This is a genomic window from Paenibacillus sp. FSL W8-0194, assembly GCF_037969745.1.
GTDB lineage: Bacteria > Bacillota > Bacilli > Paenibacillales > Paenibacillaceae > Paenibacillus_AQ > Paenibacillus_AQ cookii.
The window spans coordinates 1,243,886-1,269,450 of the sequence record NZ_CP150205.1; the positions used below are offsets into that span (position 1 = coordinate 1,243,886).

General features: G+C 53.4%; 26 protein-coding genes and 1 riboswitch. Of the genes, 19 read left to right on the forward strand and 7 right to left on the reverse strand.

Annotated features, from left to right (window positions below):
* Nucleotides 1-9: 9 nt before the first annotated feature.
* Nucleotides 10-705, reverse strand: a complete 696-nt coding sequence (locus tag MKY58_RS05285) for an AIM24 family protein (RefSeq protein WP_339325060.1) — start codon at nucleotides 703-705, stop codon at nucleotides 10-12.
* 38 nt (nucleotides 706-743) lie between these two features.
* On the reverse strand, nucleotides 744-1,190 hold the full coding sequence (locus MKY58_RS05290; protein ID WP_339323752.1) for a hypothetical protein: 447 nt from the start codon (nucleotides 1,188-1,190) through the stop codon (nucleotides 744-746).
* A 246-nt stretch (nucleotides 1,191-1,436) separates the two neighbouring features.
* Between MKY58_RS05290 and MKY58_RS05295 the strand changes: the two genes are divergently transcribed.
* From MKY58_RS05295 to MKY58_RS05330, 8 genes are all read left to right on the forward strand, one after another.
* Nucleotides 1,437-1,595, forward strand: a complete 159-nt coding sequence (locus MKY58_RS05295; protein WP_197069977.1) for a hypothetical protein — start codon at nucleotides 1,437-1,439, stop codon at nucleotides 1,593-1,595.
* Nucleotides 1,596-2,010: 415 nt separating this feature from the next.
* Nucleotides 2,011-2,709, forward strand: coding sequence for a hypothetical protein (locus MKY58_RS05300; RefSeq protein ID WP_339323753.1), 699 nt, complete (start codon nucleotides 2,011-2,013; stop codon nucleotides 2,707-2,709).
* A 151-nt stretch (nucleotides 2,710-2,860) separates the two neighbouring features.
* Nucleotides 2,861-3,826, forward strand: coding sequence for a WYL domain-containing protein (locus MKY58_RS05305; protein WP_339323754.1), 966 nt, complete (start codon nucleotides 2,861-2,863; stop codon nucleotides 3,824-3,826).
* Nucleotides 3,827-4,266: 440 nt separating this feature from the next.
* Nucleotides 4,267-6,366, forward strand: a complete 2,100-nt coding sequence (locus MKY58_RS05310; RefSeq protein ID WP_339323755.1) for a penicillin-binding transpeptidase domain-containing protein — start codon at nucleotides 4,267-4,269, stop codon at nucleotides 6,364-6,366.
* A 331-nt stretch (nucleotides 6,367-6,697) separates the two neighbouring features.
* A complete protein-coding gene (locus tag MKY58_RS05315) occupies nucleotides 6,698-8,713 on the forward strand; it encodes a penicillin-binding transpeptidase domain-containing protein (RefSeq protein WP_339325061.1) in 2,016 nt (671 codons plus the stop codon).
* A 220-nt stretch (nucleotides 8,714-8,933) separates the two neighbouring features.
* Nucleotides 8,934-9,677, forward strand: a complete 744-nt coding sequence (locus MKY58_RS05320) for a Cof-type HAD-IIB family hydrolase (RefSeq protein ID WP_339323756.1) — start codon at nucleotides 8,934-8,936, stop codon at nucleotides 9,675-9,677.
* A 73-nt stretch (nucleotides 9,678-9,750) separates the two neighbouring features.
* Nucleotides 9,751-10,236, forward strand: a complete 486-nt coding sequence (locus tag MKY58_RS05325) for a DUF456 family protein (protein ID WP_036710908.1) — start codon at nucleotides 9,751-9,753, stop codon at nucleotides 10,234-10,236.
* A 124-nt stretch (nucleotides 10,237-10,360) separates the two neighbouring features.
* Entirely contained in the window at nucleotides 10,361-12,001 is a 1,641-nt protein-coding gene (locus MKY58_RS05330) for a polysaccharide biosynthesis protein (protein WP_339323757.1), read from the forward strand.
* 15 nt (nucleotides 12,002-12,016) lie between these two features.
* Here MKY58_RS05330 and MKY58_RS05335 read toward each other — a convergent pair whose 3' ends face one another.
* Nucleotides 12,017-13,420 (reverse strand): DUF2515 family protein, encoded by a 1,404-nt coding sequence (locus MKY58_RS05335; protein ID WP_339323758.1) that lies wholly within the window; start codon nucleotides 13,418-13,420, stop codon nucleotides 12,017-12,019.
* A gap of 150 nt (nucleotides 13,421-13,570) precedes the next feature.
* Here MKY58_RS05335 and MKY58_RS05340 point away from each other — a divergent pair, with 150 nt between their 5' ends.
* From MKY58_RS05340 to MKY58_RS05370, 7 genes are all read left to right on the forward strand, one after another.
* Complete coding sequence (locus tag MKY58_RS05340; RefSeq protein ID WP_036710904.1) at nucleotides 13,571-13,915, forward strand: thioredoxin family protein; 345 nt, start codon at nucleotides 13,571-13,573, stop codon at nucleotides 13,913-13,915.
* A gap of 208 nt (nucleotides 13,916-14,123) precedes the next feature.
* Nucleotides 14,124-15,080 carry a heme A synthase gene (locus tag MKY58_RS05345; RefSeq protein ID WP_036710902.1) on the forward strand — a complete coding sequence of 319 codons (957 nt, stop codon included), beginning with the start codon at nucleotides 14,124-14,126 and terminating at the stop codon, nucleotides 15,078-15,080.
* A gap of 118 nt (nucleotides 15,081-15,198) precedes the next feature.
* A complete protein-coding gene (locus MKY58_RS05350) occupies nucleotides 15,199-15,900 on the forward strand; it encodes a Cthe_2314 family HEPN domain-containing protein (RefSeq protein WP_212948208.1) in 702 nt (233 codons plus the stop codon).
* A gap of 85 nt (nucleotides 15,901-15,985) precedes the next feature.
* Nucleotides 15,986-16,127, forward strand: a riboswitch (SAM riboswitch).
* A gap of 146 nt (nucleotides 16,128-16,273) precedes the next feature.
* A complete protein-coding gene (locus tag MKY58_RS05355) occupies nucleotides 16,274-17,284 on the forward strand; it encodes a methionine ABC transporter ATP-binding protein (RefSeq protein WP_036710896.1) in 1,011 nt (336 codons plus the stop codon).
* Nucleotides 17,284-17,952, forward strand: a complete 669-nt coding sequence (locus MKY58_RS05360) for a methionine ABC transporter permease (RefSeq protein ID WP_339323759.1) — start codon at nucleotides 17,284-17,286, stop codon at nucleotides 17,950-17,952. The genes MKY58_RS05355 and MKY58_RS05360 overlap by 1 nt, the downstream gene beginning before the upstream one ends.
* Before the next feature lie 141 nt (nucleotides 17,953-18,093).
* Nucleotides 18,094-18,936 carry a MetQ/NlpA family ABC transporter substrate-binding protein gene (locus MKY58_RS05365; protein WP_339323760.1) on the forward strand — a complete coding sequence of 281 codons (843 nt, stop codon included), beginning with the start codon at nucleotides 18,094-18,096 and terminating at the stop codon, nucleotides 18,934-18,936.
* Between the two features lie 290 nt (nucleotides 18,937-19,226).
* On the forward strand, nucleotides 19,227-20,012 hold the full coding sequence (locus MKY58_RS05370) for an SDR family oxidoreductase (protein ID WP_036710982.1): 786 nt from the start codon (nucleotides 19,227-19,229) through the stop codon (nucleotides 20,010-20,012).
* Nucleotides 20,013-20,081: 69 nt separating this feature from the next.
* On the opposite strand, the gene MKY58_RS05375 is transcribed toward MKY58_RS05370, so the two are convergent.
* Nucleotides 20,082-20,327, reverse strand: a complete 246-nt coding sequence (locus MKY58_RS05375) for a NifU family protein (protein WP_339323761.1) — start codon at nucleotides 20,325-20,327, stop codon at nucleotides 20,082-20,084.
* 186 nt (nucleotides 20,328-20,513) lie between these two features.
* Between MKY58_RS05375 and MKY58_RS05380 the strand changes: the two genes are divergently transcribed.
* Complete coding sequence (locus MKY58_RS05380; protein ID WP_036710884.1) at nucleotides 20,514-20,768, forward strand: YuzB family protein; 255 nt, start codon at nucleotides 20,514-20,516, stop codon at nucleotides 20,766-20,768.
* Here the strand turns inward: MKY58_RS05380 and MKY58_RS05385 are convergent.
* Both MKY58_RS05385 and mqnE read right to left on the reverse strand, forming a co-directional pair.
* Nucleotides 20,765-21,826 (reverse strand): FAD-dependent oxidoreductase, encoded by a 1,062-nt coding sequence (locus MKY58_RS05385; RefSeq protein WP_212948206.1) that lies wholly within the window; start codon nucleotides 21,824-21,826, stop codon nucleotides 20,765-20,767. The genes MKY58_RS05380 and MKY58_RS05385 overlap by 4 nt on opposite strands.
* A 63-nt stretch (nucleotides 21,827-21,889) precedes the next feature.
* Nucleotides 21,890-22,996 (reverse strand): aminofutalosine synthase MqnE, encoded by a 1,107-nt coding sequence (mqnE, locus tag MKY58_RS05390; RefSeq protein ID WP_339323762.1) that lies wholly within the window; start codon nucleotides 22,994-22,996, stop codon nucleotides 21,890-21,892.
* A gap of 489 nt (nucleotides 22,997-23,485) precedes the next feature.
* Here mqnE and MKY58_RS05395 point away from each other — a divergent pair, with 489 nt between their 5' ends.
* Nucleotides 23,486-23,845 (forward strand): iron-sulfur cluster assembly accessory protein, encoded by a 360-nt coding sequence (locus MKY58_RS05395; RefSeq protein WP_212948203.1) that lies wholly within the window; start codon nucleotides 23,486-23,488, stop codon nucleotides 23,843-23,845.
* A 105-nt stretch (nucleotides 23,846-23,950) separates the two neighbouring features.
* Here the strand turns inward: MKY58_RS05395 and MKY58_RS05400 are convergent, their stop codons facing one another.
* Nucleotides 23,951-24,163: a hypothetical protein gene (locus tag MKY58_RS05400; RefSeq protein ID WP_036710879.1), complete on the reverse strand. Its 213-nt coding sequence runs from the start codon at nucleotides 24,161-24,163 to the stop codon at nucleotides 23,951-23,953.
* 211 nt (nucleotides 24,164-24,374) lie between these two features.
* On the opposite strand from MKY58_RS05400, the gene MKY58_RS05405 reads away from it, so the two are divergent.
* Together MKY58_RS05405 and MKY58_RS05410 are read left to right on the forward strand one after the other, a co-directional pair.
* Entirely contained in the window at nucleotides 24,375-25,037 is a 663-nt protein-coding gene (locus MKY58_RS05405; RefSeq protein WP_339323763.1) for a YheC/YheD family protein, read from the forward strand.
* Between the two features lie 248 nt (nucleotides 25,038-25,285).
* A complete protein-coding gene (locus tag MKY58_RS05410) occupies nucleotides 25,286-25,429 on the forward strand; it encodes a sporulation histidine kinase inhibitor Sda (protein ID WP_156124595.1) in 144 nt (47 codons plus the stop codon).
* Nucleotides 25,430-25,565: the final 136 nt, after the last annotated feature.

A 25,565-nucleotide genomic window follows, 5' to 3' on the forward strand; every position in this document is an offset into this window, starting at 1 on the left:
GTATACCCCTTACTTGATGATGACCCCTCCGAAAGGAATCACCTCGCGCAAAATCCGCTTGAAAATATGGTCCTGATCCATCTCTTTTTGCAGGCGGCTTCCTTTGGGTCCCGCATGGAACAGCACCGTTCCGCTGCCCGTCATTTTCCATTGGTAGTTCATGTGCTGGCTGGCCAGGGTGTTGCCGTATACGGTCAATTCCAGCTTGGCGTTTTCGGGATAAGCGACGAGGCTGCGGGCATCCACGTAAAGCGGTTCGCTTTGGCGAAGTTCGGCTTCGTACACCGCGCCTTCCGTCAACAGCCCGATCGTGCCCGCGCCCGAAAATTTCATTTTGACCGCGTCTTTCGTGATCAGCATGTTTTTGATGTGCAGAATCCGCGCCTGCATTTCGATGCCCGAACTGTAAAAGAAAATGTTGCGGAAATCGTACAGCAAATCGCTGCCTTCCCGAAGCTCCACCGCTTTGACGGCAAACCCGGGCGGCAGGGCGGCGGTAAACTCGCACGGTCCGCTTAGATCCGCCTGAATCAGCTTCTTTTTGCGATACATGCCCTTGACGTTCATCAAACGGTCGCTGCGGCCGTCGGAAGGCCCGCGGTACGTAATGATTTGCTCCGGATGAAGAATATGCACGGTTTCGCCGGAACGAAGCGCAAAATCAACGGCTTGGCCGACTTCTCCCCCGGATTCCCGGATATCGATATTCAAAAACGCTTTCCCCTTTCTGGTGCGATCCGAGGCTACCGCCGCACTCGGCGGTTCGAACGCCGCATCAAGAACCTCAGTACGCGTATCCCGATAAAATACCCTGCCACAAGCAAAATGACGGCAATCAGCATCGTTTTGAATTTTCGGGCTTTGGCGTCCTTCAGATCGCTTTGTTTCTTCAGCTCGTTGACGGTTTCGGCCAGCTGACGGTTTTGCTGCACGAGCTCCGCGTTTTGCTCCTCGAATGCCTTGGCGCTTTCTTTGGCCCGATCCAGCTCGTCCAGCGTTTGCCGATAGCTTTCCTTCAGTTCGTTGACTTCCCCCGGCAGACCGGAAAACTTCTCAACGCCATTATAGAAATCGTTAAAATAATTGGCGCTTGCGGGAGGCGGAAAAAGAGCCGGGCCGAAGAAGAGAATCAGAAATAGGACGGCGAATTGCGGCAAAGCGAAACCGTTGCGCCGTTTTCTTTTGGTCATGATTACACCACCTGATGCATAAAATGGAACAAGCCCCGGTTGTTTCATTCCAGGTTCGCCCGTTTAAAAAAATATCGTAAAGAAGCGGATACCTTCCCTTCCAGGATGGATCCCGCTTCCCATTCCAATGTTAAAAAAGCTTGTACACGTTTGTACATAGACAGCCGATATCCCGCAAGGCCTGCAGGCGCTGCGCGATAGGTTCGCTAAGAAGAAAAATCGTCAAACGCAAAAGGAGAGATCGTTATGGAAAAAGAACACCAATACAAAAAAATGCTGATCACGGTAAACGGCAAACCTGTCGGCAGGGAGATCTGGATCGACAAGGTCACTTACGCGCCGGTAGCGGCGAACCCGCTAGCCGACAAGGCGTCCGGTACCGGAACCGGACCGGTGGCGGGCTGAAAGCCTGCCTTCGTTTATAGGAATGATCCAGCCCTTTTTTACATCATATCATAACCGTGCGTAAAAGTCCGAAATCCGAAGGGATTCGGGCTTTTTTCGGTGTTTTTGCCGAAATGGGCCGAAAGTGTGAAGTTTGCTGCGCGCCCGGCAAAATAATATTTTTATTTCAACCCATAGTTACACAATTCGACATTTATTTTTGTGTAGTTCTTATATACTATAATGGGTATTGAGTAGGTCTTTTTGCGCATCTGAGCAAGGATGGGGGGGAATTAAAAATCGCCAAATATCTTCGCTGGCTGTTGAAAATATGCTAACATGAAAGAAATATATCATGCGAACATACGTTCCATGACATAATGATGTCAGTCGATCTTGGTACGATAGAAAGATGACATGAAGAGGGGTGAAATCCTTGCATTCAGGTATTCAGGAAAATTTTACATGGAACCGGAGTCATATTCTTGCAAGCGGCTCCAATACAGTCACTTTGTTGGTTGAGTGGTACGGGGGATCCTTCCGCCAATCCAGAAGAAGAAACACGCCCAAACTGATCGCCCAAGATGTGCAGCTGCACTTATGGCTTGAACCGCAAGTTGCTTTGGTCCGCATCCACGGAGCGAAGGCGATGAAAAACCTGGGTCAATCACTCATGATTCCTCTTGGTCATCTGTATGACGGCGTGAAGCAGTTTCTGGCCATCGAGCTTGCCCTTCAGCCCCAAAGCGCCGGCATGCATGGCGTTTTGGCCGCCCAGTGGAAATTCAAAGAAAAAAACAAGGAACGGATCAAGGAACTTCCTGTGAAGGAATTATATATGAACTACACGTACCATACCGGATTGCTGCAACAGCCAGAGAGCTTTCATGTCAGGAAACACGTCATGCTGTTGGAAACCCAAAGCATTTTGAAGGAAGCCATCCATTTGTTCGAAAACGGCGACATCGAACGCGGGGAATGGCTGCTGCGCCGAAAAGGGGACGAGATGCTGATCGAAGCGGCGCGCCATACGGACGAACGTTTGCTGGAAGAGGCGGACATGCTTTATCAGCTTAGCGAGCATTATATCGGGACGTACCGGAATCATAAGGTTCTGAAAATCAAAAATGGTTAGCCCCCTGTTTTCGAAGCGCCTGCGGTTGACGTCAGCGGCCGTAAGCGGGATCGGATTTATCAGGCAGGATTCACTTTGCTGCAAGTCGAATGGACTACATTACGCAAAATGGATATGAGTCTAATTTACTATACGAGCTAGGAGAATCCACATGACTGACAGATTGATTCGATTGATGCGTATCATTACTCTCGTTCAAGCCAAACCGGGCATTTTGGCCAGAGAGCTTGCGGAGAGGTGCAGTACCACCGAACGTACCATTTATCGCGATATGGAAGCGTTAAGCGCCATGCATATACCCATCACTCATCTCGGATACGGAAAAGGTTACAGGTTTATCGGCAGCTTTGCCTTGTATCCGCTTGATTGGACCGAAGAGGAGCTTCAATCCTTTACGGCGCTGGCGAAGGTGATGCACCAGGTCAAGCCGCTGCTCCCCGGCGGATTTGAAGGAGCTTACGAAAAGGTGATGGCAGCCCATCACAAACAACGGGCGGAACGACTGGAGACCGAGCTTGACGATCAGGACAGTCTCATGGCAAAAGGGGCCTGGAACGAGGAAACGGAGGAACAGTCGCAATATCTTATCCCGATCTTGTTTGCGACGTTGTCGCAGCAAATCATTCAAGCGGAATATTACGTTCCCGAGCGAAACGAGCTTCTGTACGGCAAAATCGATCCGTATATCCTTGTTCCTTGGCAGCACCGATTTTACCTCGTGGGACGAAATCATAATACGGGAAAACTGTATACCTATAGGTTAAAATATTTTGCGCGGGTCGTCGTGCTGGATGACGTTTTTATCAAAGTACATACCAATATGCAGCAAGAATGGCACCCACATTTCCGAGGAAATGAAGAGAAAGAAACGGTAGATTTTAAGATAAGACTCACCGCTGCGGCGATCCCCAAATACAAGGAAAAGGAATCGATCATTCCTCTGGCGCAATCGGAGGAGAAAGACGGGAGCGTCATCATCGACGTCACCGTCGAAGATGTTCCGGGCTTTATGAGCTGGCTGTCCCAATTCGGATCCGAGGCGGAGATTATCGAGCCCGCGCAGTATCGCGAAATGATGAAACGCGAATTGAAAAAATGGCTTGCGGTATATGGCTGAATGACGATGATAGGCTTTTTGGCGCGAACGATCGGGGACATGCCGGCATTTAAAACCGCCACAGCCGACAGGCTGGCCCCAGTCTCTGGCTGACTCCCTCCATTCCATGCTCCTGCAAGGGCCGACTCAATGCCCCCCACGTCTACTTCGCGTCCTTCTTCCCGCAGCTTTGAACGGTTCTTTCTCCTTCAATGAGAATCACGGCCGCTAAACGGGGCTTTCTTCCATAAGGAAGCATGCCGCCGAAGGCGTGTTTTATGGCCCGGGAAATAGGATGGGGTTGGAGCCTTCGTTTGGCCTTGTTTGGCTGCGAAGACGCAAAAGGAGATGGCGGCGGGTTTTCCTTTTAATGGTTTTATATGTTAAAATTTATAAGAGCAGGACATCGGGATACATAAAGCTTGATTCGGTAAACGCGCAGGAAAAAGGGGGAGAGGAACTTGCGTTTTTTCTTGTCCGGGAAATCGCCGGAGGAAATGGAACAGGAAAGCAAAAATAGCTTGAATCTGCGCATTAACATGTTTTTTTTCAGCACGTTCATCATTTTTTGCGTCGTCATCGTCCGGCTTGCGGTCATCCAATTCGTGGAAGCGCCGACGCTGACCGAAAAAGAAGCGAACCAGAATACGAAAAACATTCCGCTCCCGCCGGACCGCGGGAACATCCGCGACGCCGCCGGGGTGAAGCTGGCTTATTCACAGCCGGTCCAATCGCTGTATATTACGCTGATGAAGGATTACAACGCCAATTCGGATAAGGGAAAGAAAAACCGTCCCGAAATCGAGGATATGGCGAAACGGATGGCGGCCGCGTTTAAAACATTCGGAAACCCGGGCACCAAGCCGATGACCCCAGAAGATGTGATCGAAGCGATGGATCTCGAATCCAAACGGGACAGCGGTTATACGCCTCGGCGGATAAAATCGGATCTCAATAAAAAAGAAATCCAATATTTCATGGAGCATAAATCCGAGTTTCCGGGCATCGAAATCATCGAAGAAACGCTGCGGCATTACGATCCGCAGACGGTGGCCGTGCAGACCGTGGGTTACGTCAAATCGTTCAAGCGCACGGAAAGCCTGAAAGCGTACGACAAGGCGCGGCAGGATAGCAAAGACGGCACGAAACCCGACGAAACGTACACGAAAGACGAGCTTGTCGGGTTCGACGGGGTCGAGCTCTCGTTTCAGGACGAATTGAGAGGGAAAAACGGCTATAAGGTCGTATCGGTCAGCTCCGCCAACATTCCGGAAGAAGTGGTGGACATCGTGCCGCCGGTCAAAGGAAATGACGTATGGCTGACGATCAATAAAGAGGTTCAGCTGAAAACGGAACAGGCGATCAAGGACCAGCTGGAGTGGCTCCATACCCACCCGGTATCCGGCAGAACGCATCCCGAGGCCGTGACCGGCTACGCGGTGGCCATGGAGGTCGATACCGGCAACGTCGTGGCCATGGCCAGCATTCCCGATTACGACACGAACATTTGGAAGACGGGGGCGTCCTCCACGGAGGACTTCAATAAACTGAACAACAATTATCAAAACGGCGCCATCACGCCGCTGAGCTCCGGCAAATCGAAGCATGAATTCGATTCGGCCGTCCTGCTCGGCTCCACGATCAAACCGCTGAGCGTACTGATCGGGTTAAAGGAAAATCTGTTTAAGACGACGACGCCTTATACTGATACCGGAGAAGCCTTTTTCGGGAAAGAGGGACATCAGGCGCGCGTCCAAAACTCCCAGGGGCATGCCTATGGTTATTTCCGCACCCCTGCCGACGCCATTGAAAATTCTTCGAACGTGTTCATGGTGGATATGGTCGGCAATGCCCTGTACAAAAAGTACGGCAAAAAAGGCGTCGACGTATGGAACAAATATATGGAGGAATTCGGACTGGGCGTCGCTACGGGGATCGACTTGCCGAACGAATGGCTCGGGAAAAAAGAATACGGCACCTCGGAGGACATCCCCAAATCCGTCGGCAGCGCCCAAGCCGCGCTTGTGTACGCCTCCTTCGGCCAAGGCGGGAAATATACGCCGCTGCAGCTCGCTCAGTATACCGTCATGCTGGCGAACGAGGGGGAACGCATCAAGCCGCAGATCGTCAAGAAAATTACCGACGCAAACGGGAACGTCGTAAAACAGACCAAACGCGAAGTGTTGAGCCGTGTCCAATTCGATCCTTCGTATTGGAAGCTCATCCGCAGAGGGATGAACACGAACGTCAGCGCCGCCTTCGCCGGTTTCCCGTACGATTTTGCCCGGAAAACCGGTACCTCGCAGCAGGCTTCGAGGGAAGACGGACTGATCGACAACGGCGTGTTTATCGCTTACGCTCCGCGCAACAATCCGAAGCTGGCGGTCGCGGTCGTCGTTCCGGAGGGCGGATTCGGCTCGCAAAGCGCGGCGCCGATCGCCCGCAAAATATTCGACGCCTATGATGAGGTGTACGGCCTCGACGGCGTGCCGAAAAAGCAGCTGCAAAACCAAGCCGGTTTGGATACCGCGGGAAAACAAGATAGCAACAAACAGCAGTAAGTCTGCGCGAGGCAGCCCGGAACGTCCGGGCTGCCGTTTTTTTCTTGCGTATGTATGCATCTCCCATAGAGCAGCGGGGCTCCCTGGCTTCAATTCACGGGGATACGTCCCTTGAAAAAAGGCATTCCGGCTTGCGCAAAAAGGCCTTCCGTGTCGAACGGTAGGGAAAGATGCCGAGCACCCTCCATCTGTGCTAAAATATGAATGTTATTTTTAGACGAGGATTTTTCGAAAATCCGAACCGATCATGTTCAGGCAGAGAGGAGGGAGGCCGGTGACCGAATATACACCGGACAATCCGGAACAGGAGGAAACGAAGAAGAAAGGAAATTTGAACTTAAGGATCAACCTGTTTTTTTTCAGCACGTTCATCATTTTTTGCGTCATCATTATCAGACTCGCCATTTTGCAGTTTGTCGAAGGGCCTACGCTCACGGAGAAGGAATCCAGCAACATCGTCAAGGACGTGCCGCTTCCGCCGATTCGGGGCACCATCTATGATGCAGCAGGCGTGCCGCTGGCTTACTCGACCCCGACGCAATCGCTTTACATTACGTTAATGAAGGATTACAGCCAAAAAAACGGCAGCAAAAACCGTCCCGAAGCGGAGCAGATCGCGCAGCGCCTGCTGGACGTATTCAATAATTACGGGGATCCTGCCGCTGAAAAGATGACGAAGCAGGACATCATCGACGCCATGGACTTGGATTACAAAAAATACGCCGGTTATTCCCCGCGGCGGATCAAAATGGATTTGAGCCAAAAGGAAATCGCCTATTTCAGCGAGCATAAATCCGAGTTTCCCGGCATTTCGATCGAAGAGGAAAGCGTCCGCCATTACGATCCGCAGACCGTTGCGGTCCAAACGATCGGGTATATCCGCACGTTCAGCGGTTCGAAGAGCCTGAGCAAATATAAGGAAATCGACGAAAAGCAGCGCAGCAGCGACGTCACGCCCGATCCCGGCCTGGTGTACACGGAACCCGAATTCGTCGGCTTCGACGGACTCGAGCTGATGTACCAGGACGAGCTTCGCGGGAAAAACGGCTATAAAAAAGTGCCGATCAACCCGCGAAACTTGCCGGAAGGCGTGGACGAAGTCGTTCCGCCGGTCAAAGGCAACAACATTTACAGCACGATCAACAAACAAGTGCAACTGGCCACGGAGCAGGCGATCATGGATCAGCTGAGCTGGCTGCATACCCACCCGGTGTCCGGGCGTACCCACCCGAATGCGACGACGGGGTTTGCCGTCGCGATGGAAGTGAAGACGGGAAATGTCGTCGCCATGGCCAGCATGCCGGATTACGATGCAAACGTCTGGCAGACGGGCAGCGTTTCGCCGGACAACTGGAAAAAAATCCAGAACATATACTTGAACGGAACGATCCGTTCGTTTAATCCGGGGAAAAAAGGCGACCATCCGGAGTCGGTCGTCCTGCTCGGTTCGACCCAGAAGCCGCTCAGCGTGCTGGTCGGCTTGAATGAGGGCTTGATAACGACCAATACGTATTATCAGGATAAAGGAGCGGCTTACTTCGGCAAGGAAGGCCACCAGACGCGCGTGCAAAACTCCGGAGGCCACGTGTACGGCGGCATGGACCCGGCGCGCGCGATCGAAAAATCCTCCAACGCGTTTATGGTCGATATGATCGGCAAAAGGCTTTACGACAAATATAAGGACAATAGTATCGAGATTTGGGACCAATATATGACCAAATTCGGGCTTGGCGTCCTGACGGGCAGCGGCCTGCCGGGCGAATGGAAAGGACGCAAGGAGTATACGAACATCAAACAGGCGGGCAGTGTCCAGTCCGCGATGGCGTACGCGTCGTTCGGGCAGCAGGGGAAATACACGACCCTGCAGCTGGCGCAATACACGGTTATGTTGGCCAACGAAGGCAAACGGCTGAAGCCGCAGCTTGTCAGCAAAATTACCGACGAGAAGGGCAACATCGTCAAAACCTTCAAGCCTGAGGTGCTGAACACGGTAAGTTTCCCGAAATCCTACTGGAACGAAATCCGGCGCGGCATGAAAAGTGAGGTCTCCGCTTTTGGCGACTTCCCTTACGATTTTGCCCGGAAGACGGGGACATCGACGCAGCAGGTCGGCCACCAGCTGGTCGATAACGGCGTGTTCATCGCCTATGCGCCGCGCGAAAATCCGGTCTTGGCCGTCGCGGTCATGATCCCGGAAGGCGGCTTCGGTTCGCAAAGCGCCGCGCCGGTCGCGCGGAAAATATTCGACGCCTACGACCAGGTTTACGGCCTGGACGGCGTGCCGAAAGGAAATGCAAACAACCAGGCGGCAAACGGAACGACCGGAACGACGAACGGCGTCCAATAAGCCGGCATTCGATCTTCTTTTGAACTCATTGGATCGTTATGATCTCGAGGGCAGGATTCGGGGGCACCCGGACCTGCCCTTTTGCATGCCTGCCGCTTGCAGCTTTCGGAAGGGCCCGGGCAGAGCCTTTAAAAACACTTTTGTGGCCCCAAGCGGCTTATGGTAAAATGTCCGTATGTGTGTGTGAAACGTGAAAATGCGTACAAATAGGAGGAGCGATATGAATACGAAATATAAAATGCTGGCGCTGGACATGGACGGGACGCTGCTGACGGGCGACCAGACCATTTCGCCGGACACGGCCGAGTGGATCAAGCGGGCGAAAGAAGAAGGCGTCCACGTATGCCTCTCGACGGGAAGAAGCTTCGAGAGCGCGCTTCCTTACGGGGAGGAACTCGGACTTTCGACGCCGATGATCACGGTCAACGGCAGCGAAGTGTGGCGCTCCCCGCATCGGCTGCACCAGCGCTCGCTGATGGACCCGAAGCTGATCTCGGATATGCATGCCATCGCGGTCGCCGAGGACTGCTGGTTTTGGGCCTACTCCGTGGAAAGAGTCTATAACAAGGATCACTGGACGGATTCCATCGAAGGGAAGGAGTGGCTTAAGTTCGGCTACCATACGGAGGATGACGAAGCCCGGCACCGCATCCTGATGCGGCTGCAGGATATGGGCGGCCTTGAAATCACGAATTCTTCCCCTCATAACCTCGAGGTGAACCCGCAGGGAATCAACAAAGCGTCGGGGATTCGAACGGTGTGCGGCTTGCTCGACATCGACATGAGCGAGGTCATCGCCGTCGGGGACAGCATGAACGATTTGGCCGCCATCCAGGCGGCCGGGCTTGGCGTCGCCATGGGCAATGCCCAGGAGGTCGTCCGGGAAGCCGCCGATTTTGTCACGTCGAGCAACGATAAGGACGGCATCGCGGAAGTCATTCGGAAATTCATTTTTCATATGTAAGGATTCCGCAGCACTCTGATACATCAATTCCAAAGTATCCGGGCGGATACGAATGTCAAAAGGAGATCAAGCAATGGCTGTACTCGGATGGATTCTTATCATCGCCTTGTTTGCCGTCGGGATGGCCGGGACGATCGTTCCCGTGCTGCCCGGGGCAATCGCCATATTCGCAGCCTTTTTCGTTTACGGATGGTTTTTTACGTTCGAGCATTTTGGCGTGTGGTTTTGGATCATCGAAACGCTGATCATCGTCGTGCTGTTTGTCGCCGACTATGCCGTCGGCGCCTGGGGGACGAAAAAGTACGGGGGCGGAAAGCTGTCCGTCATATTAAGCACGATCGGCGCCATTATCGGACCGTTTGTCATCCCGGCGTTCGGGCTGGTCATCGGTCCGTTTCTCGGGGCCTTCGTGGGCGAGCTGATCGACGGTTCCTCGGTATCGAAGGCGACGAAGGTCGGCTTCGGCACGCTCGTGGGGCTGTTCAGCAGCATGGTCATGAAAATCATTTTGCAAATCGTCATGATCGTCGTGTTTATTATTTGGATTGTATGGGCCTAGGGGACAGGCTTTTATTTTTGTTCCATGGCCGTTTGCATTGCGGTTATTGGCAATCAGGGATTTCGCTAATCCCGGCAATCTGCTCCATGGGGGTTGCTCGCTGGGGGAAAGAAGGGGAAACAGTTTGGCTAAAAAAGAATCGTTTATCAAAGGTACGCTGATCCTTGCCGCCGCGGCTCTGGTGGCGAGGGTGCTGGGGCTCGTGCAAAGGGTGCCCCTGGAACATCTGCTCGACGAAGTCGGCAACGCTTCGTTTTCGATTGCCAACAACGTCTATCTGATGCTGCTCACCGTGGCGACGGCGGGCATTCCGAGCACGCTGAGCAAAATGGTGTCGGAACGTTACGCGCTGAAGCGGCCCGGCGAAGCCCGCCAGGTCTATCATGCGGCGCTTTGGTTTGCGGTGGCTGCCGGCGTGATCATTACGGCGCTGCTTTATATTTTGGCTCCGTATTACGCGACGTACGTCTCCAAACAGCCCGAAGCGACGCTGGCGATCCGGGCCTTGGCGCCCGCGCTGCTCCTGTTTCCCGCCATCGCCATGATGCGCGGTTATTTCCAGGGGCGGAACAACATGACCGCAGGCGGCGTTTCGCAAATCGTCGAGCAGTTTGCCCGGGTCGGGGCCGCCATCATTATCGCTTATATCATGCTCAAAGCCGGGTACAGCGGAAGCTGGATCGCCGCAGGCGCTTCCTTCGGAGGCGTGCTCGGAAGCATCGGGGCGTTTGCCATCATGCTGTATTACACGGTGAAAATGCGCCGGCAGGACAAGGTGCTGATGCTCCAGGAAACCGTCGATCCTAAGCTGCCGCTTATGAGGATTTATCGGGATATTTTTACGTTGTCCATTCCGATCGTTTTATCGTCGCTGACGGTGCCTGCCGTGAATTTCATCGATTCGTCGATCGTCAACCCGCTGCTGATCGGGCAGATCGGGGAAGCCAAAGCGACGCAGGTGCTCGGGATTCTCGGCCAGCGCGCGCAAAGCATCGCCGGCATCCCGCCGATCCTGGCGATCGCGCTCAGCACGTCGCTTATTCCGATCATTTCGTCAGCTTTTGCCCGCAAGGATCAGGAGCATTTGCAGCAGCAGATGACGCTGGCGCTGCGCATTTCGATTTTGACGGGGATGCCGATCGTCATCGCGCTTTGCACGGCTGCCTATTCCATTAACGGGCTGCTTTTCAGCAGCCTCGACGGCAGCTGGATCATCATGCTTCTGACGTTCGGCACGATTTTCCAAATCACGATGATGACGACGAACTCCATCCTGCTTGGCGTCAACAAAGCGAAGTTGTCGATGGTGAACGTGATGGTCGGGATTTTGGTGAAGCTGGCGGGCAGCTTCCTGCTGGCGCTCGTTATCGGCATTTACGGCATCATCGCCGCTACCGGGCTTTGTTTCCTGGTCATTACGCTGCTGAACCTCCGCCAATTGAAGACGATCGTGCCGTTTTCCATCCTCGGCCAACGGTGGCCTGGCTTTTTGGCGGCCGTCATTCTGACCGCGGCGGTCGGTTACGGCCTGAACGAAGCAGGAATTCAGCTGACCCGCATCATGCCGGACCGGCTGGCGTTCCTGATTACCTGCATCATCGTCGGCGGGGCGGTCGTCCTGTTGTACCTGGGGCTGCTGATCATGCTCGGCGTGCTGCGGCAGCACGAGCTTGCCGGCTACCCGCGCAAAGTGCAGAAGCTGCTGCGGCCGCTGATGCGCCTGCAACCGGCCAGGTACAAGTCCGCCGATTCCCAGGGACAGTAAGCCGAGGCCTGACGGTCATTGCGTCGCGTCCGGCCGCCCCGGAGCGGCATCGGCGGAAACCGCGCGTTCCGTATCATGCGTTAGCGCCGCCTTTTGTACGGCAAACCGGTGCGCATGCGACATTTCGATCAGCACCGGCCGTTTCGGCCGCGTGAGATGATCGAGCGCTTCATTGGATTTGAACCAGTCGTAACGGGTAATCGGCTCGTACGGCATATCATGCCATACCTCGGCAAGCGAAGGGCTGTACAACCGCTTGTCCGGCGGCAGCCATTCCCGTTTCAGCAGCTCTGCGCTCTCCTGGGGAGAGTTCAGGGCTGTTTTTTTGTCGTCCGTAAACAGCTTCGGCCAATATTCCTGGCGGGAGCCCCTGTGGACCACGTTGGCGGCAAACGCCTCGACGCCCGCGAGCACGTCTTGGTAACCGAACAGCATGGCATACAGCGCCTTGCCGAATTCGATCCGTTCGTCCAGGTCGGCAAAATGCTCCAAAATCAGCCCGACCATGCCGCGGCAGCCCTGCTCCCCGTCGGCGCTGCCTTCGCCTTCGCCGGAAGGGGGGAGGGGCGCCTCCTCCGGCGATTCGGCTTCGGCCGGGGGCGCAACGAGCATCGGAAAAAGGACCTGATTCATCTGGAAGGCGCTGTTCATCGCAAAAAAAGGATGCCGCAAAACCCGCTGCTGAAAATAACGGTTTTGGACGACCCGGCCTTCGATGTAGTTTTGCTCGTTGATGATCAGGCCGACGGCGAGCAGCGCGCTGTCCCGCTCGATCCAAAAGCGTTCCCAGAACGGGCGCATGAAAGCCGAAACGCGAAACTCGGGCAGCAGGTAGAACAGGCTTCTTCCGAGCTTCCGGCTGCGGGCGTAGAGCATCAGCTGGGGATAGGCATCCAGAAAAATGAGCGCGTTGCTGCGCTCCAGCATTTGATAAATATCTTCCTGAAGCTCCGCCGGAATCACGTCGGAAAACAGTCCGCCCTTCAGGTCGGTCATGTTCCAGCCTGCATTGCGGGATACCATATGGGCCAAAAAGGACCAATGCAGCTCCGGGTACTCGCGGTAGCACTCGTAGTACGCCCTCGTCCGGGTTACGTTGCTGCGCGAGGCCTCCAGGGCAGCTTCACGGATCGATTGGACGGTTTCAAGATCCTCCGCCGACAACGGGGCCGGCGCTTCTTCCTTGCCGAAATCGCCGCTATGCATCCGATTCCGGTCGGCAAGCTGCCGCTTGAGCTGATCGCGGATGCTGTGGGCGGCCGATTCCCTCCAGCCCAGCGGCCTGCGGACCTTAATCAGCTCCTGCGACGCTTTCCAGCAAACATATTTGCCTTTGACCGCTTCGGCCGCCGTTTGAGGCAGCGTTTTGGCCAGCCGCATGAACCCTTTGAACGTTTGTCCGTCCACCTTTTCCGACACGGGTTGCCTCCTCCTTTCTTCATAAAATCCCTTATTCCCAGTATGTCTCAAAAATTTGACTTCCACTCCATATTTTGATTCACTAAGGGTAGGATTTTGCAAAATCCGGAAGAAAAAACGAATCGATTGTTCAGAAAGGACTGATTATAGATGCAAAAAATTACGTCCAAAGCCGAATTTCAAGTCGCGACCCAGTCACCCCGTTTGACGGTGGCCGTGTTCAAAGCCGATTGGTGCGGGGACTGCAAATTCATGGATCCGTTTATGCCCGATGTGGAAGAGAAATTCAAAAATGAATTGACTTTGGTCGAGGTGGACGTCGATAAAGTGGACGATGTCAGCCAGGAGCTGAACATTCTTGGGATTCCGAGCTTCGTGGCGTTTACGGATGGACGCGAGCTCGTCCGCCTCGTCAACAAGCTGCGCAAGTCGCGGGAGGAAATCGAAACCTTCCTGCAGCGGGCCGTCGAGGTATATCAAGCGATTCATAAGTAACAACCTTTACGGCACCGCTTTTGCCTTCACGCAAAAGCGGTGCGGGTTTTTCTGCCGAATCCGTAAGCCTTAAGGGCGGCTTTGTCTTTTTGTCACAAAATGGCTATATTTCGCGATGGTATATCAGGTATAATAAATAGGATTGGTAATATACGGGCGCTTCAGGGAAATGAGGCGTTTTTACTTTGATTCTTGCGGGTGAGATATTTTGAATACAAAACAATTGAAATGGCTGAGCTACCTGACTTTTATCGTCATGTTTTTCGCAACGTTCGGAGGGACGGTCGTCACCAAAACCGATTCCGGGCTTGGATGCGGCCACGAATGGCCTTTATGCCACGGGCAATTCATTCCCGCGCACACGATCGCTTCGCTGATCGAATATTCGCACCGCCTGGTCAGCGGCCTGGCAGGGCTTACAGCGGTGGCCGTCGTGGCGGCCTTTTGGCTTTACGCCAAAAACCGCAAAGATCTGCGCGTCTATTCCGTGCTGACGCTTATTTTTGTGATCGTGCAAGCATTGATGGGGGCGCTCGCCGTCATTTATGACCAATCGTCCGCCGTGTTAGCGCTTCATTTTGGATTTTCGCTCATTGCTTTCGCCAGTTCGCTTATGCTTGCCCTCGGGGCCCGAAAAATGGACCGGGAAAAGCAAACGGATTCTCCCGAGGATCAACCGGCCGTTTCGCCCGGCTTCCGTACTTTTGTATGGTCGATTACGATCTATTCGTACCTAGTGGTCTACGTCGGGGCTTACGTCAGCCATACAAGCTCGGCCGGGGGTTGTTCCGGCTGGCCGCTGTGCAACGGGCAATTCATTCCGACGCTCACGGGAAGCGTGGCCATCGCGTTTGTTCACCGGTTAGCGGCATTGCTGCTGTTGATCGCCGTCGTGGTCATGGCTGTTTGCGCGTTTAAGCTGCACCGGAACAGCAGGGAGATTCGAACGCTCGGAGGCGCCGCCGCCGTATTGTGCCTTCTGCAGGTGTTCAGCGGCGCGGGCATCGTGTACACGCTGGGCAACCCCGAGGTTTACATTTTTGCGGCGCTGCTTCATAACCTGCTCATTTCCTCGTTGTTCGGCGTCCTGTGTTATTTGAGCGTACGGGTATGGCAGCTCGGCAAAGAGCCCGTCGAACAACTGAAGCCTGCATCAAATGTGTAAGTGCAAGGCATCATAAACATTTGCCTACAGCAAAGTCCGCGAGTTTCGTCTTCGAGGGCTTTGTTTGGTCTTATCAAGAATGGACGTTATCCGAAACTATACGCCGGGAGAGAAGCCCATGCTGCGAACACTGCTTGGAGAAATGCCGCGCCAGAACAAGGGACGGATTGGGGAAGCCATGGATGCGATGCACCGCACCATCGGGCTGCTTCAAAAGGAAATGGACAAAAACGACGACCCGAGCCATGATTTCCGGAAGCTGGACATATGGACGCGGGGGCTGGTTTCCTCATTGGACGAGCTGGAACAAAGCTTGTTTGCCGCCGCCTTTTTCCGCAAATCGGTCAAGGCCGGATACGTCGACGACATGAACGTTCAAGAGCAGACCGAATATGCAAGATACGCCTATTTTTATAAAAACGGCTTTATCCGCGTCTTTTCGGTTTTGGATAAGCTCGGCACGGTGCTGAATGAACTTTTTGACTTGAATACGGCCAAAGTGAAGGAGCATTACTCGTATTTCACCGTCCTCCGCAGGCTCCGGGAACTGGAGCGCAGTCCTGAACTGGAGGGCGAACTGAATTCCGTCAAAAACGAATACCGCGACGCGCTGAACGTGCTGCGCAAACGGAGGAACGCGGAGATTCATTACATGAACGCGGAGATGCAGGACGACCTGTGGCAGCGGCATCAGGGCCTGCATGCCAAAGTGGAGCTGGAGGACCTGGATCAGCATTTGGAGGATCTGCGGCAGGGGCTTGACATGGTCTGCAAATCGTTGATCGCGGTATACCGGTATGCAGGGAGACTGTGGTCCTAAAATCCAACAAATTTCCTTTTGACAAGAAGCGGAAAAGTGATTATACTGAATCACGTGAAAAAATAATATTGTTTGCATACATTTTTTCTTATCGAGAGAGGCGGAGGGACAGGCCCGATGAAGCCCGGCAACCGATTCGAGAAGCGGCCCCGCGAGGCCAAAGTCCCGAATGACATGGTGCTAATTCCTACAACTGCAGGCATGCGCTGCAGATTGGCAGATGAGAAGAGGAAGCGACTTCGAATAGAAGAGCCCTTTTTGATTCCGTCAAGAGGGCTTTTTATTTTGTCTACTTATGTCGAAGAGCGGCATTTCATTGATAGATAGGACGCAAGGCTTAAGCTTTAAGAAAGCAAGGAAGGAGAGCTTCGGATTGATTGAATTGAAACAAGTAACCAAAAGATACGGCAAAGGCACGAAGACGACGGAAGCTCTATCCGGCCTTAACCTTTCCATTAAAAAAGGAGAGATCTTCGGGGTCATCGGACATTCCGGCGCCGGCAAAAGCACGCTGATCCGCTGCATGAACCTGTTGGAGCGGCCGACGTCCGGCGAGGTATGGGTCGATGGCGTGGATTTGACCAAACTCGGCAAGCAGCAGCTGCAGACCAAGCGCAGGGAAATCGGCATGATTTTCCAGCATTTCAATCTGCTGAGCTCGGCGACCGTCTACGACAACATCGCGTTTCCGCTGCGGCTCGCCCATGTGGATAAAGCCAAAATCGCGAACAAAGTGAACGAACTCCTTCAGCTTGTCGGGCTGGAGGATCACCGCGACAAATATCCGGCGCAGCTGTCCGGCGGCCAGAAGCAAAGGGTCGGCATTGCCCGCGCGCTGGCCAGCGACCCGCAGGTGCTGCTGTGCGACGAAGCCACATCGGCTTTGGATCCGCAGACGACCGATTCCATACTCAAGCTGCTGCTTGACATCAACCAAAAATTCAACCTGACCATCGTCCTCATCACGCATGAGATGCATGTCATCCAAAGCATTTGCGACCGCGTCGCCGTCATTCATCAAGGCGGCATCGTGGAGGAGGGGGCCGTGGCCGAAGTGTTCCTGAAGCCGCAGCATCCGGTGACCCGCGAGTTTATCCTCGGCGAGGCGGGAGAATCCGCCCAGCTTGCGCTGCAGGCGCCGCATGACGGTTCGTCCAAGCTATGCAAGCTGACGTTCCTGGGGGAAAAAACATACGACTCGATTTTATCCCGGACGGCAAGGGAAACCGGCGTCGATTTCGCGATTTTGCAGGGGACGATTTCGAAGATCAAGGACATCCCTTACGGCCAGCTGATCGTTCGGCTGGAAGGCGAGTCCGGGCCGATCGAGGAAACGATCCGGAAGGTTCGGGACGAAGGTTTGGACGTGGAGGTGTATGACTGATGTTCGGTATTGATTTTTCGCTGCTGGATTGGAACGAAATCGGCGTAGCCAGCGCGGATACGCTGAAAATGCTCGTTTCCTCCGCGGTGTTTACGTTTATTCTCGGCCTGCCGCTTGGCGTGCTGCTGTACCAGACGTCGCGATCGAACACCGGCTGGGTGCGGATCGTCTACAACGTGCTGTCGGTCATCGTCAACATTTTGCGTTCCGTGCCGTTTATCATCCTGATCGTCGCTTTGATCCCGTTTACGACATGGATCGTGGGCGTATCCTATGGAGTGCTCGGGACGATTCCGCCGCTGGTGATCGCGGCCGCGCCGTTTTTTGCCAGACTGGTGGAGACCTCGCTGCGCGAGGTGGACCGGGGCGTGCTGGAAGCCGCGCAGTCGATGGGCGCTTCCACCTGGCAGATCATCATGAAGGTGCTGCTGCCGGAAGCCAGACCGGGCCTGCTTGCAGGCATTACGATCACGGTCGTCACGCTGGTATCCTATACGGCCATGTCCGGCATGGTCGGCGGCGGCGGGCTTGGAGACCTTGCGATCCGTTACGGTTATTACCGGTACGAGAAGGAAGTCATGATCATTTCCGTGCTGTTTATGATCGTTTTGGTGCAGGTGCTGCAGATGGCCGGGGACCGGCTCGTCAAGCATTTTACGCGCAAATGATAGAAGGGTAATTCCATCCGAACCTTCGGATGTCGGGAGAGCTTCGGCGCCTGCATGTGGTTTCCGCTACAAAGGAAAGACATGCGCCAAGTTCTCCAATCATAAATCTTATTAAGTCGATCAATTAAAGGGGGATTTAAAATGAAAAAAGGATTGTTTGCATTGCTCAGCCTCATTCTCGTGGTGGCGCTCGCCGCTTGCGGAAACAAAAACGCCGAGGAGAAACCGGCGGCAGGCGGGGAAAACAAAGGGACGGAAGCCAAAACCGTCACATTGACGGTGGGAGCTACGGCCGTACCTCATGCTGAAATTTTGAAACATATCCAACCTGCACTTGAAAAAGAAGGCGTAAAACTGGAAATCAAGGAATTTTCCGATTACGTGCAGCCTAACGTTCAAACGTTCCAAAAGCAGCTTGACGCAAACTTCTTCCAGCATAAACCGTATCTTGACGACGAAAACAAAACCCGCAACATGGATCTCGTCCCTGTCGTAGCCGTGCACGTGGAGCCGCTTGGCGCGTATTCCAAAAAGGTGAAATCCGCGGATGAAATCAAAGACGGCGCAGTCGTCGGCATTCCGAACGACAAAACGAACGGCGGCCGCGCGCTGAGCCTGCTGGCGAAAAACGGGCTGATCAAACTGAAACAAGACAACATGATTCAAGCCACCGTCAAAGACATCGTGGAAAATCCGAAAAACATCAAAATCAAAGAACTTGACGCCGCCATGCTTCCACGCCAATTGGACCAATTCGATCTGGCGGTCATCAACACGAACTATGCGCTGGATTCCGGCATCGATCCCGTGAAAGAAGCGCTGTTCATGGAAGACAAAGATAATCCTTACGCGAACATTCTCGTAGCCCGCCCGGACAACAAAGATTCCGACGCGATCAAAAAGCTGGCTGCGGCGCTGACTTCCGACGACGTCAAAAAATTCATCGAAGACCAATACAAAGGGGCCGTCATTCCGGCATTTTAATCGCTTAAGCCGATGACCATCCATTGGAGCATACCGCAACACGAAGATCCGCGGAGGCGTTCATGCCTTCGCGGATTTTTTATGCTTCCCATGGGCTGCGAACCTTTGCAGAAATTCCGAACGCTGCCGCCTTCAAGTTGCTGGGAAGCCGTCCAATCTTCTATACTAGAAGAGCAGGGAATACATAACGAATCGATGAAATACGGTTATAAATATGAGGATTTCGCAAAAATCCGGATACATATTGAAACTTGGAAAGGGTTTCCGATGCCCATGGAGGAGGAGCAATGTTGAAGGATAAAATCGCCTTGATTACCGGAAGCGCAAAAGGGCTTGGAAAAATGACGGCGCTCACGCTGGCCGAGCAGGGTTGCGACATCGCGCTCAACTACGTGCACAGCCGGCAGGAGGCGGAAGAGCTCAAACAGCGGATCGAGGAGCTTGGAGTACGGTGCATTGCCGTCCAGGCGGACATTTCGGAGGCGGCCCAGATCGAAGAGCTGGTGCGTCAGGTGGAATCCCGGCTGGGAAGCGCGGATATCGTCGTCAACAACGCCGGACCGTTCATCCGCGAAAGGAGATTGTTTGCCGAATACGCGAAGGAAGAAATCCTGTCGCTCGTCCAGGGGAACCTGGTCGGCACGATGCTGCTGGATCATCTCGTATTGCCGGCCATGCGGCATAAAAAATGGGGAAGGATCATCCATTTCGGGTATGGCCATGCGTCGGAAGCAAGGGCCTGGCCGCACCGGGCGGTATATGCCGCCGCGAAAACGGGCCTGGTTTCGTTCACGAAGACGCTTGCGGTGGAAGAAGCACCGTTCGGCATTACCGTCAACATGGTCTGTCCCGGCGACATTCGCGGAGACAACAAGGAAAAAACGATTGCGGAGGTATCCGGCCTTTCGGACGGAGAAACGCCCCGGGGAAGGCCGGGAAGCGGGGAAGACATCGCCCGCGTCATCCGTTATCTATGCCATGAGGACTCGGATTTCATCACAGGCAACATCATGGACGTTTCCGGCGGGCTGGACCCGATCCGTCCTTGGATCGAACCGGCCGGCCCCAAATCATGAGCAAAAAAAAGAGTCCTGCGCTTCCGGTTAGAAGGCAGGACTCTTTGCGTTTGAAGATATGAAATGGGATTAGAATACTTGAATAACGTCGTTGATTCCGTCGACTTCCTCAACGAGGGCGCGTTCAATCCCGGCTTTGAGTGTAATGGTGGAGCTTGGGCAGCTTCCGCATGCACCCATCAATTTCAATTTCACGATGCCGTCTTCCACGTCAACCAGTTCCACGTCACCGCCATCGCGCTGAAGGAACGGACGAAGCTTATCCAGCACTTCCGCTACCTCATCGTACATGGTGCTTTGTGCGTTATCGCTCATTAGTTTCAACTCCTTTCCTGTAATGATTATTATATTACAAAACGAGCCAAAATAAAATGGCTATATCTGCTCGGAACGCATGAACGGCATTGATATTTTGTTTTTGCCCCGCTAAACTAAGGGAAGTTCATTATTCCAAGGATTAAGCACAATCCTGATATTCATTCATGAAGCAGGTGATGTCAATTGAGACCCATTATCGAGTTTTGCACGAACAACATGCATTTCGGAACCGATGAAGTCATGGAAAAGCTGGAAGAAAATCCGGACTATGATGTGATAGAGTACGGCTGCTTAAGCAATTGCGGCCAATGCGCCATGATGCCGTTCGCCATGGTTAACGGCGAAATCGTCGACGCCGACAGCGCGGACGAGCTGTACGAGGCGATCATGGCCAAAATAAAGGAGCTCGAGGCTTGGGACAGCCTCGAGCTGGATTAGCCGAAATGGCGTTTGGACAACCAGAGTACCCCGCTCTTCAGGATGCGGGGTACTCTTCCTTTTACGGAGGTTTTCCCCATCAATCCGAAGCCCGCTTTGCTGCCGAGCGAACCGAGCGTGCCCTTCAGGCGGATTTTATGGATTTTCGGCGTATCTCCCCGCCAAAGGGCATGGATCACTTCCGCCACCTGCTCGGCTTGGGCGCCGGCGGCCTGCGCGCTTGGCGCAAAAGGAATGCTCGCGCAGTCCCCGATCACGTAAACCTCCGGATAATCCGGAAGCTGCGAATATTCGTTGATCAGAAGCCGCCCGCCGCGGTCTTTCGGCAAATCGAGATCCTGGACGACCTTGACCGGCTGAATGCCTCCGGTCCAGACGGCCGCGTCCGTATAAATCGCCTCGTCGCCGTTGTACACCGCTCCCTGCTCGACGCGCGATACCGAGATATGGGATCTCGTATTGACATCATGATCGCGGAACCACTGCTCCACGTAAGCGGAAAGCGTGGAAGGGAAGGCCGACAGCACCCGGCTGCCCCGGTCGAGAATCGTGATGTTCAGGTCGGGACGGCTCTCGCGAAGCTCCGCGGCCGTTTCGACGCCGCTCAAGCCTCCGCCGATGATATGAACCTGGCCGTACGGCTTGATGTCGTTTAAGCGCTGATACGTTTTGCGGGTGCTGGAAAAGGTCTGGATGCTGTTCGTATACTCCTCGGCGCCCGGAATGCCGTGATAACGGTCCGTGCAGCCGAGGGCAATCGCAAGATAGTCGTATTCGATCGGTTCGTCCTGATCCATATGAACCAGCTTCTTCTCCAGATCAATCGACGTCACTTCGCCGTATCTTTTGGTCAGCTGGTTATGCTGCGGGAACTGGATCCGAAGATCGAAATCCGAAGCCGTTCCGGCCGCAAGCGCGTAGTATTCCGTTTTGATGCCCTGGAACGGCATCCGGTCGACCAGCACGATTTCGATATCCGCCGGAAGATTGCCGTTCACCAGGCCTTCGATCATCGCCAGGCCGCCGTAACCTCCACCAAGGATGACAAATTTTCTCATTAAGTCCGTCTTTCCTTTCTTTTGCATCGGGATTAAGGATTGGCGCGTTTGCCCCCAATTGCCCTACTCATATACTTTGATTTCATTGTAGAAAGTATCCCGTTCCACCGGAATCCGTCCTGCGCCTTTGATCAGCCACACCAGTTCGTTCCGGGTCAGGCCTTCAGGCGTCAGCGCTCCCGCCGCATGGCTGATGCGTTCCTTGAGGATCGTGCCGTGCACGTCGGAGGCGCCGAAGGAAAGCGATACCTGCGTCAGCTGCGGGCCGATGTTGATGAAGTAAGCTTTGATGTGATCGAAGTTATCGAGCATCAGGCGGCTGATGGCGATGGTTTTCAAATCCTCGTAGGCCGAGTTGCGGCGCATGATGCCGGCGTTTTTGTTTCTAGGCTGCATGGAAAGCGGGATGAACACCAGGAAACCGTTCGTTTCATCCTGAAGCTCGCGGATCTGCATCATGTGGCGGATGCGGTCTTCGTGCGTTTCGATGGCGCCGTACAGCATCGTCGTATGGGTTTTCATGCCCAGATTGTGCGCCGTTCTGTGCACTTCAAGGTAACGATCGACGTTGGCTTTGTCGACCTTCATTTTTTTGCGGTATTCATCGGACAAAATTTCGGCTCCGCCGCCCGTCAGCGACTTCAGTCCGGCCTTTTGCAGCTCTTTCAGCACTTCTTCGATGCTCAGCCCGCTGATCCGCGTGTAAAAATCAATTTCCGCCGCGGTATAGGCTTTCAGGGTCACGTCCGGGAAGCGGTTGGTGAGCGCCTGCAGCGAGTCGACGTAATATTGGAACGGCATATGGTGGTTATGGCCGCCGACGATATGGAATTCGCGGACGCCCGGATGGATGTGCTGCTCCACGTATTCGATCATTTCCTGGCCGGTCAGCGTATAAGCGCCTTCATCGCCGAGGTCTTTGCGGAAGTTGCAGAATGCGCATCTGGCTTCGCACACGTTGGTGAAATAAAGGCTCATGTTTTCGATGAAATAGACCTTTTTGCCGTTTTTGCGCAGGTTGACCTCATTCGCCAATTGGCCGAGCGTCAGCAGGTCATCCGTTTCATAAAGAAATACGCCATCCTCGAGGTTCAGGCGCTCCCCGTGGCGTACTTTTTCGGCGATTTCTTGCATTCTCTTGCTGGTATTCGATGTTACGATCATGGACATATCCATTCCTCCTGTTCATGTAATGGGTTGCGGCTTTGCGTCGAAAAACACAAAAAAAATCCGCTCGTCGGAAGGTGTCCGGCTTCATTCAATCAAGTCTTGAAATAACGGCTTGTCAATGCGCTCGAAAGGAGCAAAGGCCGGTTAAGTATGGGCGGCAGATCTGCTTGCCTGCGTCATGGATGTAAATGTTTTTTGTGAAAAAAATAACAAAAAAATATGGCAGACCATTGTCCTGTTGGTGACAAAATTCCGACAAATGCCTTTCCCCTGTCACCCACCCTATTATAAACCGCACATTCAGGCTCCGCAATACGGTAGGGAGGAAAAAAAAGGTCGGTATTTCCTGGGATGAAGGCTGGGGTCACTTGAGAGGATACCGTTTGTGGAGTATACTGAGCTTAAGTAAGCGTCTGCTTACGATACCGGTTTTGCTAAAAAGAAAGATCCGAGGGGCATGGCTCCGCAAAACTTTTAGGAGGGTGACTTATGATTCAAATCAGCGATTCCGCTTCCGATAAGCTAAAAGAAATGCTCGCCGAGCAAGAAGTGCCGGATATGTTCCTTCGTTTGGGCGTGCAGGAGGGCGGCTGCAGCGGCTTTTCCTACGCGATGGGATTTGACGACGAAGAAACGGAAAACGATGTATACATGAACGTCAACGACTTGAAGGTCGTCATCGATAAGCAAAGCCTGCCTTTGATCAACGGACTTGAAATCGATTATGAGGATGCAGGCATGAGCGGCGGCTTCACGATGCACAACCCGAACGCCACGGCTACCTGCGGCTGCGGAGCTTCGTTCCGTACGGCCACGAACGCTGGCAAGCCGGCGCCGGAAGAATGCTGATCCACAAACCAATCCCGCTCGTCCAAAAGGGCCCGCACCGCTTCGTATGAAGCATGGCGCGAGCCCTTTTTGCGTTGTCCGTTCGTTTTCGGGTAGTGTCTTGCGTCAGGATGCCGGGACAATGAAGGTGTGGTTGACCATCAGCACGATCATCGCTGCCGCGAGGATGGAAAATACGATGCAGCCGGTTCCCAGTCCCTTGCGTTTATCTTTAATGAACTTGAATCCAATGGCGAAAATGCCTACGGTAACGGCAACCAGCGTAATCGACATGCCGATCATGGCAACCCAGTACAATATCTTGAAAAATTCAGCCACGGCGTTAGCTTCCTCCCTTTGTCACATTCAAATCCCATTATATCCGATAAAACGATAGACGCCAATAGAACTATTATGGCTCCATGCTTCCGTTTTTACTCCGCAATCCCCCGTTTTCCTCCCATATACACCGTTTATGTACAAACATACAGGAGAGGAACGCCTCCGGCGAGTATGCTAAAAGATAAGAGTGAGAAAGGAGGCGGTACAAGTGGGGGGAAGACAGCTGGCTAGCAAGTGGCTGAAAACCGAAGCGCTGCTGACAGATCCCGAAGTAGCCCCTTATATACCGCAAACCAGAGGACTAAATAGGGAAAATCTTTATTCGATGTTGGAATCCTATGGATTTGTCGTCGTCAAACCGATCGTAGGGGGCGGCGGATACGGCGTGATCAAAATAAACCGGTCCGGCATGGGTTACAGCATTACGAGATCATCGCAAACGAGCCGGTATGCCAATTTTAACGACATGTACCAAGCGCTGCTTCGGGTCAAGGTAAGGCGGAAATATTTGATCCAGCAGGGCATTCATCTGGCGCGCATCCAAGGCCGCCCGATCGATTACCGCGTGAAATATGTCAAATCCGGAGACCATTGGGAGTTCAGGGCGATGGTAGGCCGATTGGCCAGACCAGGGCTGTTCGTTACCAACCTGTGCAAGGGCGGGCGTTTGCTGAGCTGCAGTGAAGGGCTGCGCAGATCGCTGCCCCATATCTCTTCGGCGGCCAAACGGAATGAAATGCGCCATCTGACGCGAAAATGCACGGCCATTTTGGAACGCCATTTTCCCGGCATCGGCCAGTTGGGTTTCGATTACGGGCTGGATTACAGCGGGAAAATATGGATTTTCGAAGTCAATACCCGACCCCAGTAAAACCTATGAAACGGAAGACCGCCGATCATAGATTCAGAAAAAATATTTTTAGGGCTGTTGATAATTCATCCTCCTGTGTATAAGTGTTATCCCCAAAATCCACTGCATTTTTATTGGTATTACGACACTTGCTAACAAATTATACACAGGATTTCCACAATAACCTGTGGATATTGCGAACGCTTGTTCCGATGTGGAATGTTTGATATGATAGATTCGAGGAAAATAAAGGAAAGGATGTGAAAGGAATGGCTATCTTGACGGATGAAATGCTCCTTGATTCTTATCATGCAGCTGTTGAATTGATGCTTGACCGGGACTTCATCACGCTGCTCCTGGCTGAGATTCATAAACGGAATCTTGAAGCTGATCCTCCGGGCATCGTTCACTAAGCGACGGGAATCCCATGCACATCCATCGTTATTTCCTTAGACATGCAGCACAGTTGTACCATTTGACGGCGTTGTGGAGGTGTACATTCTATTATCGAAATACATAGAGACGACATGAAAAAAAATGGCTCTTCGC

What these genes read in the sequence shown, in the direction of transcription:
- MKY58_RS05290 (WP_339323752.1), bottom strand. Translation starts at nt 1,190, where the DNA reads ATGACCAAAAGAAAACGGCGCAACGGTTTCGCTTTGCCGCAATTCGCC.
- MKY58_RS05295 (WP_197069977.1), top strand. Translation starts at nt 1,437, where the DNA reads ATGGAAAAAGAACACCAATACAAAAAAATGCTGATCACGGTAAACGGC.
- MKY58_RS05305 (WP_339323754.1), top strand. Translation starts at nt 2,861, where the DNA reads ATGACTGACAGATTGATTCGATTGATGCGTATCATTACTCTCGTTCAA.
- MKY58_RS05320 (WP_339323756.1), top strand. Translation starts at nt 8,934, where the DNA reads ATGAATACGAAATATAAAATGCTGGCGCTGGACATGGACGGGACGCTG.
- MKY58_RS05325 (WP_036710908.1), top strand. Translation starts at nt 9,751, where the DNA reads ATGGCTGTACTCGGATGGATTCTTATCATCGCCTTGTTTGCCGTCGGG.
- MKY58_RS05340 (WP_036710904.1), top strand. Translation starts at nt 13,571, where the DNA reads ATGCAAAAAATTACGTCCAAAGCCGAATTTCAAGTCGCGACCCAGTCA.
- MKY58_RS05350 (WP_212948208.1), top strand. Translation starts at nt 15,199, where the DNA reads ATGCTGCGAACACTGCTTGGAGAAATGCCGCGCCAGAACAAGGGACGG.
- MKY58_RS05360 (WP_339323759.1), top strand. Translation starts at nt 17,284, where the DNA reads ATGTTCGGTATTGATTTTTCGCTGCTGGATTGGAACGAAATCGGCGTA.
- MKY58_RS05365 (WP_339323760.1), top strand. Translation starts at nt 18,094, where the DNA reads ATGAAAAAAGGATTGTTTGCATTGCTCAGCCTCATTCTCGTGGTGGCG.
- MKY58_RS05375 (WP_339323761.1), bottom strand. Translation starts at nt 20,327, where the DNA reads ATGAGCGATAACGCACAAAGCACCATGTACGATGAGGTAGCGGAAGTG.
- MKY58_RS05385 (WP_212948206.1), bottom strand. Translation starts at nt 21,826, where the DNA reads ATGAGAAAATTTGTCATCCTTGGTGGAGGTTACGGCGGCCTGGCGATG.
- mqnE (WP_339323762.1), bottom strand. Translation starts at nt 22,996, where the DNA reads ATGTCCATGATCGTAACATCGAATACCAGCAAGAGAATGCAAGAAATC.
- MKY58_RS05395 (WP_212948203.1), top strand. Translation starts at nt 23,486, where the DNA reads ATGATTCAAATCAGCGATTCCGCTTCCGATAAGCTAAAAGAAATGCTC.
- MKY58_RS05410 (WP_156124595.1), top strand. Translation starts at nt 25,286, where the DNA reads ATGGCTATCTTGACGGATGAAATGCTCCTTGATTCTTATCATGCAGCT.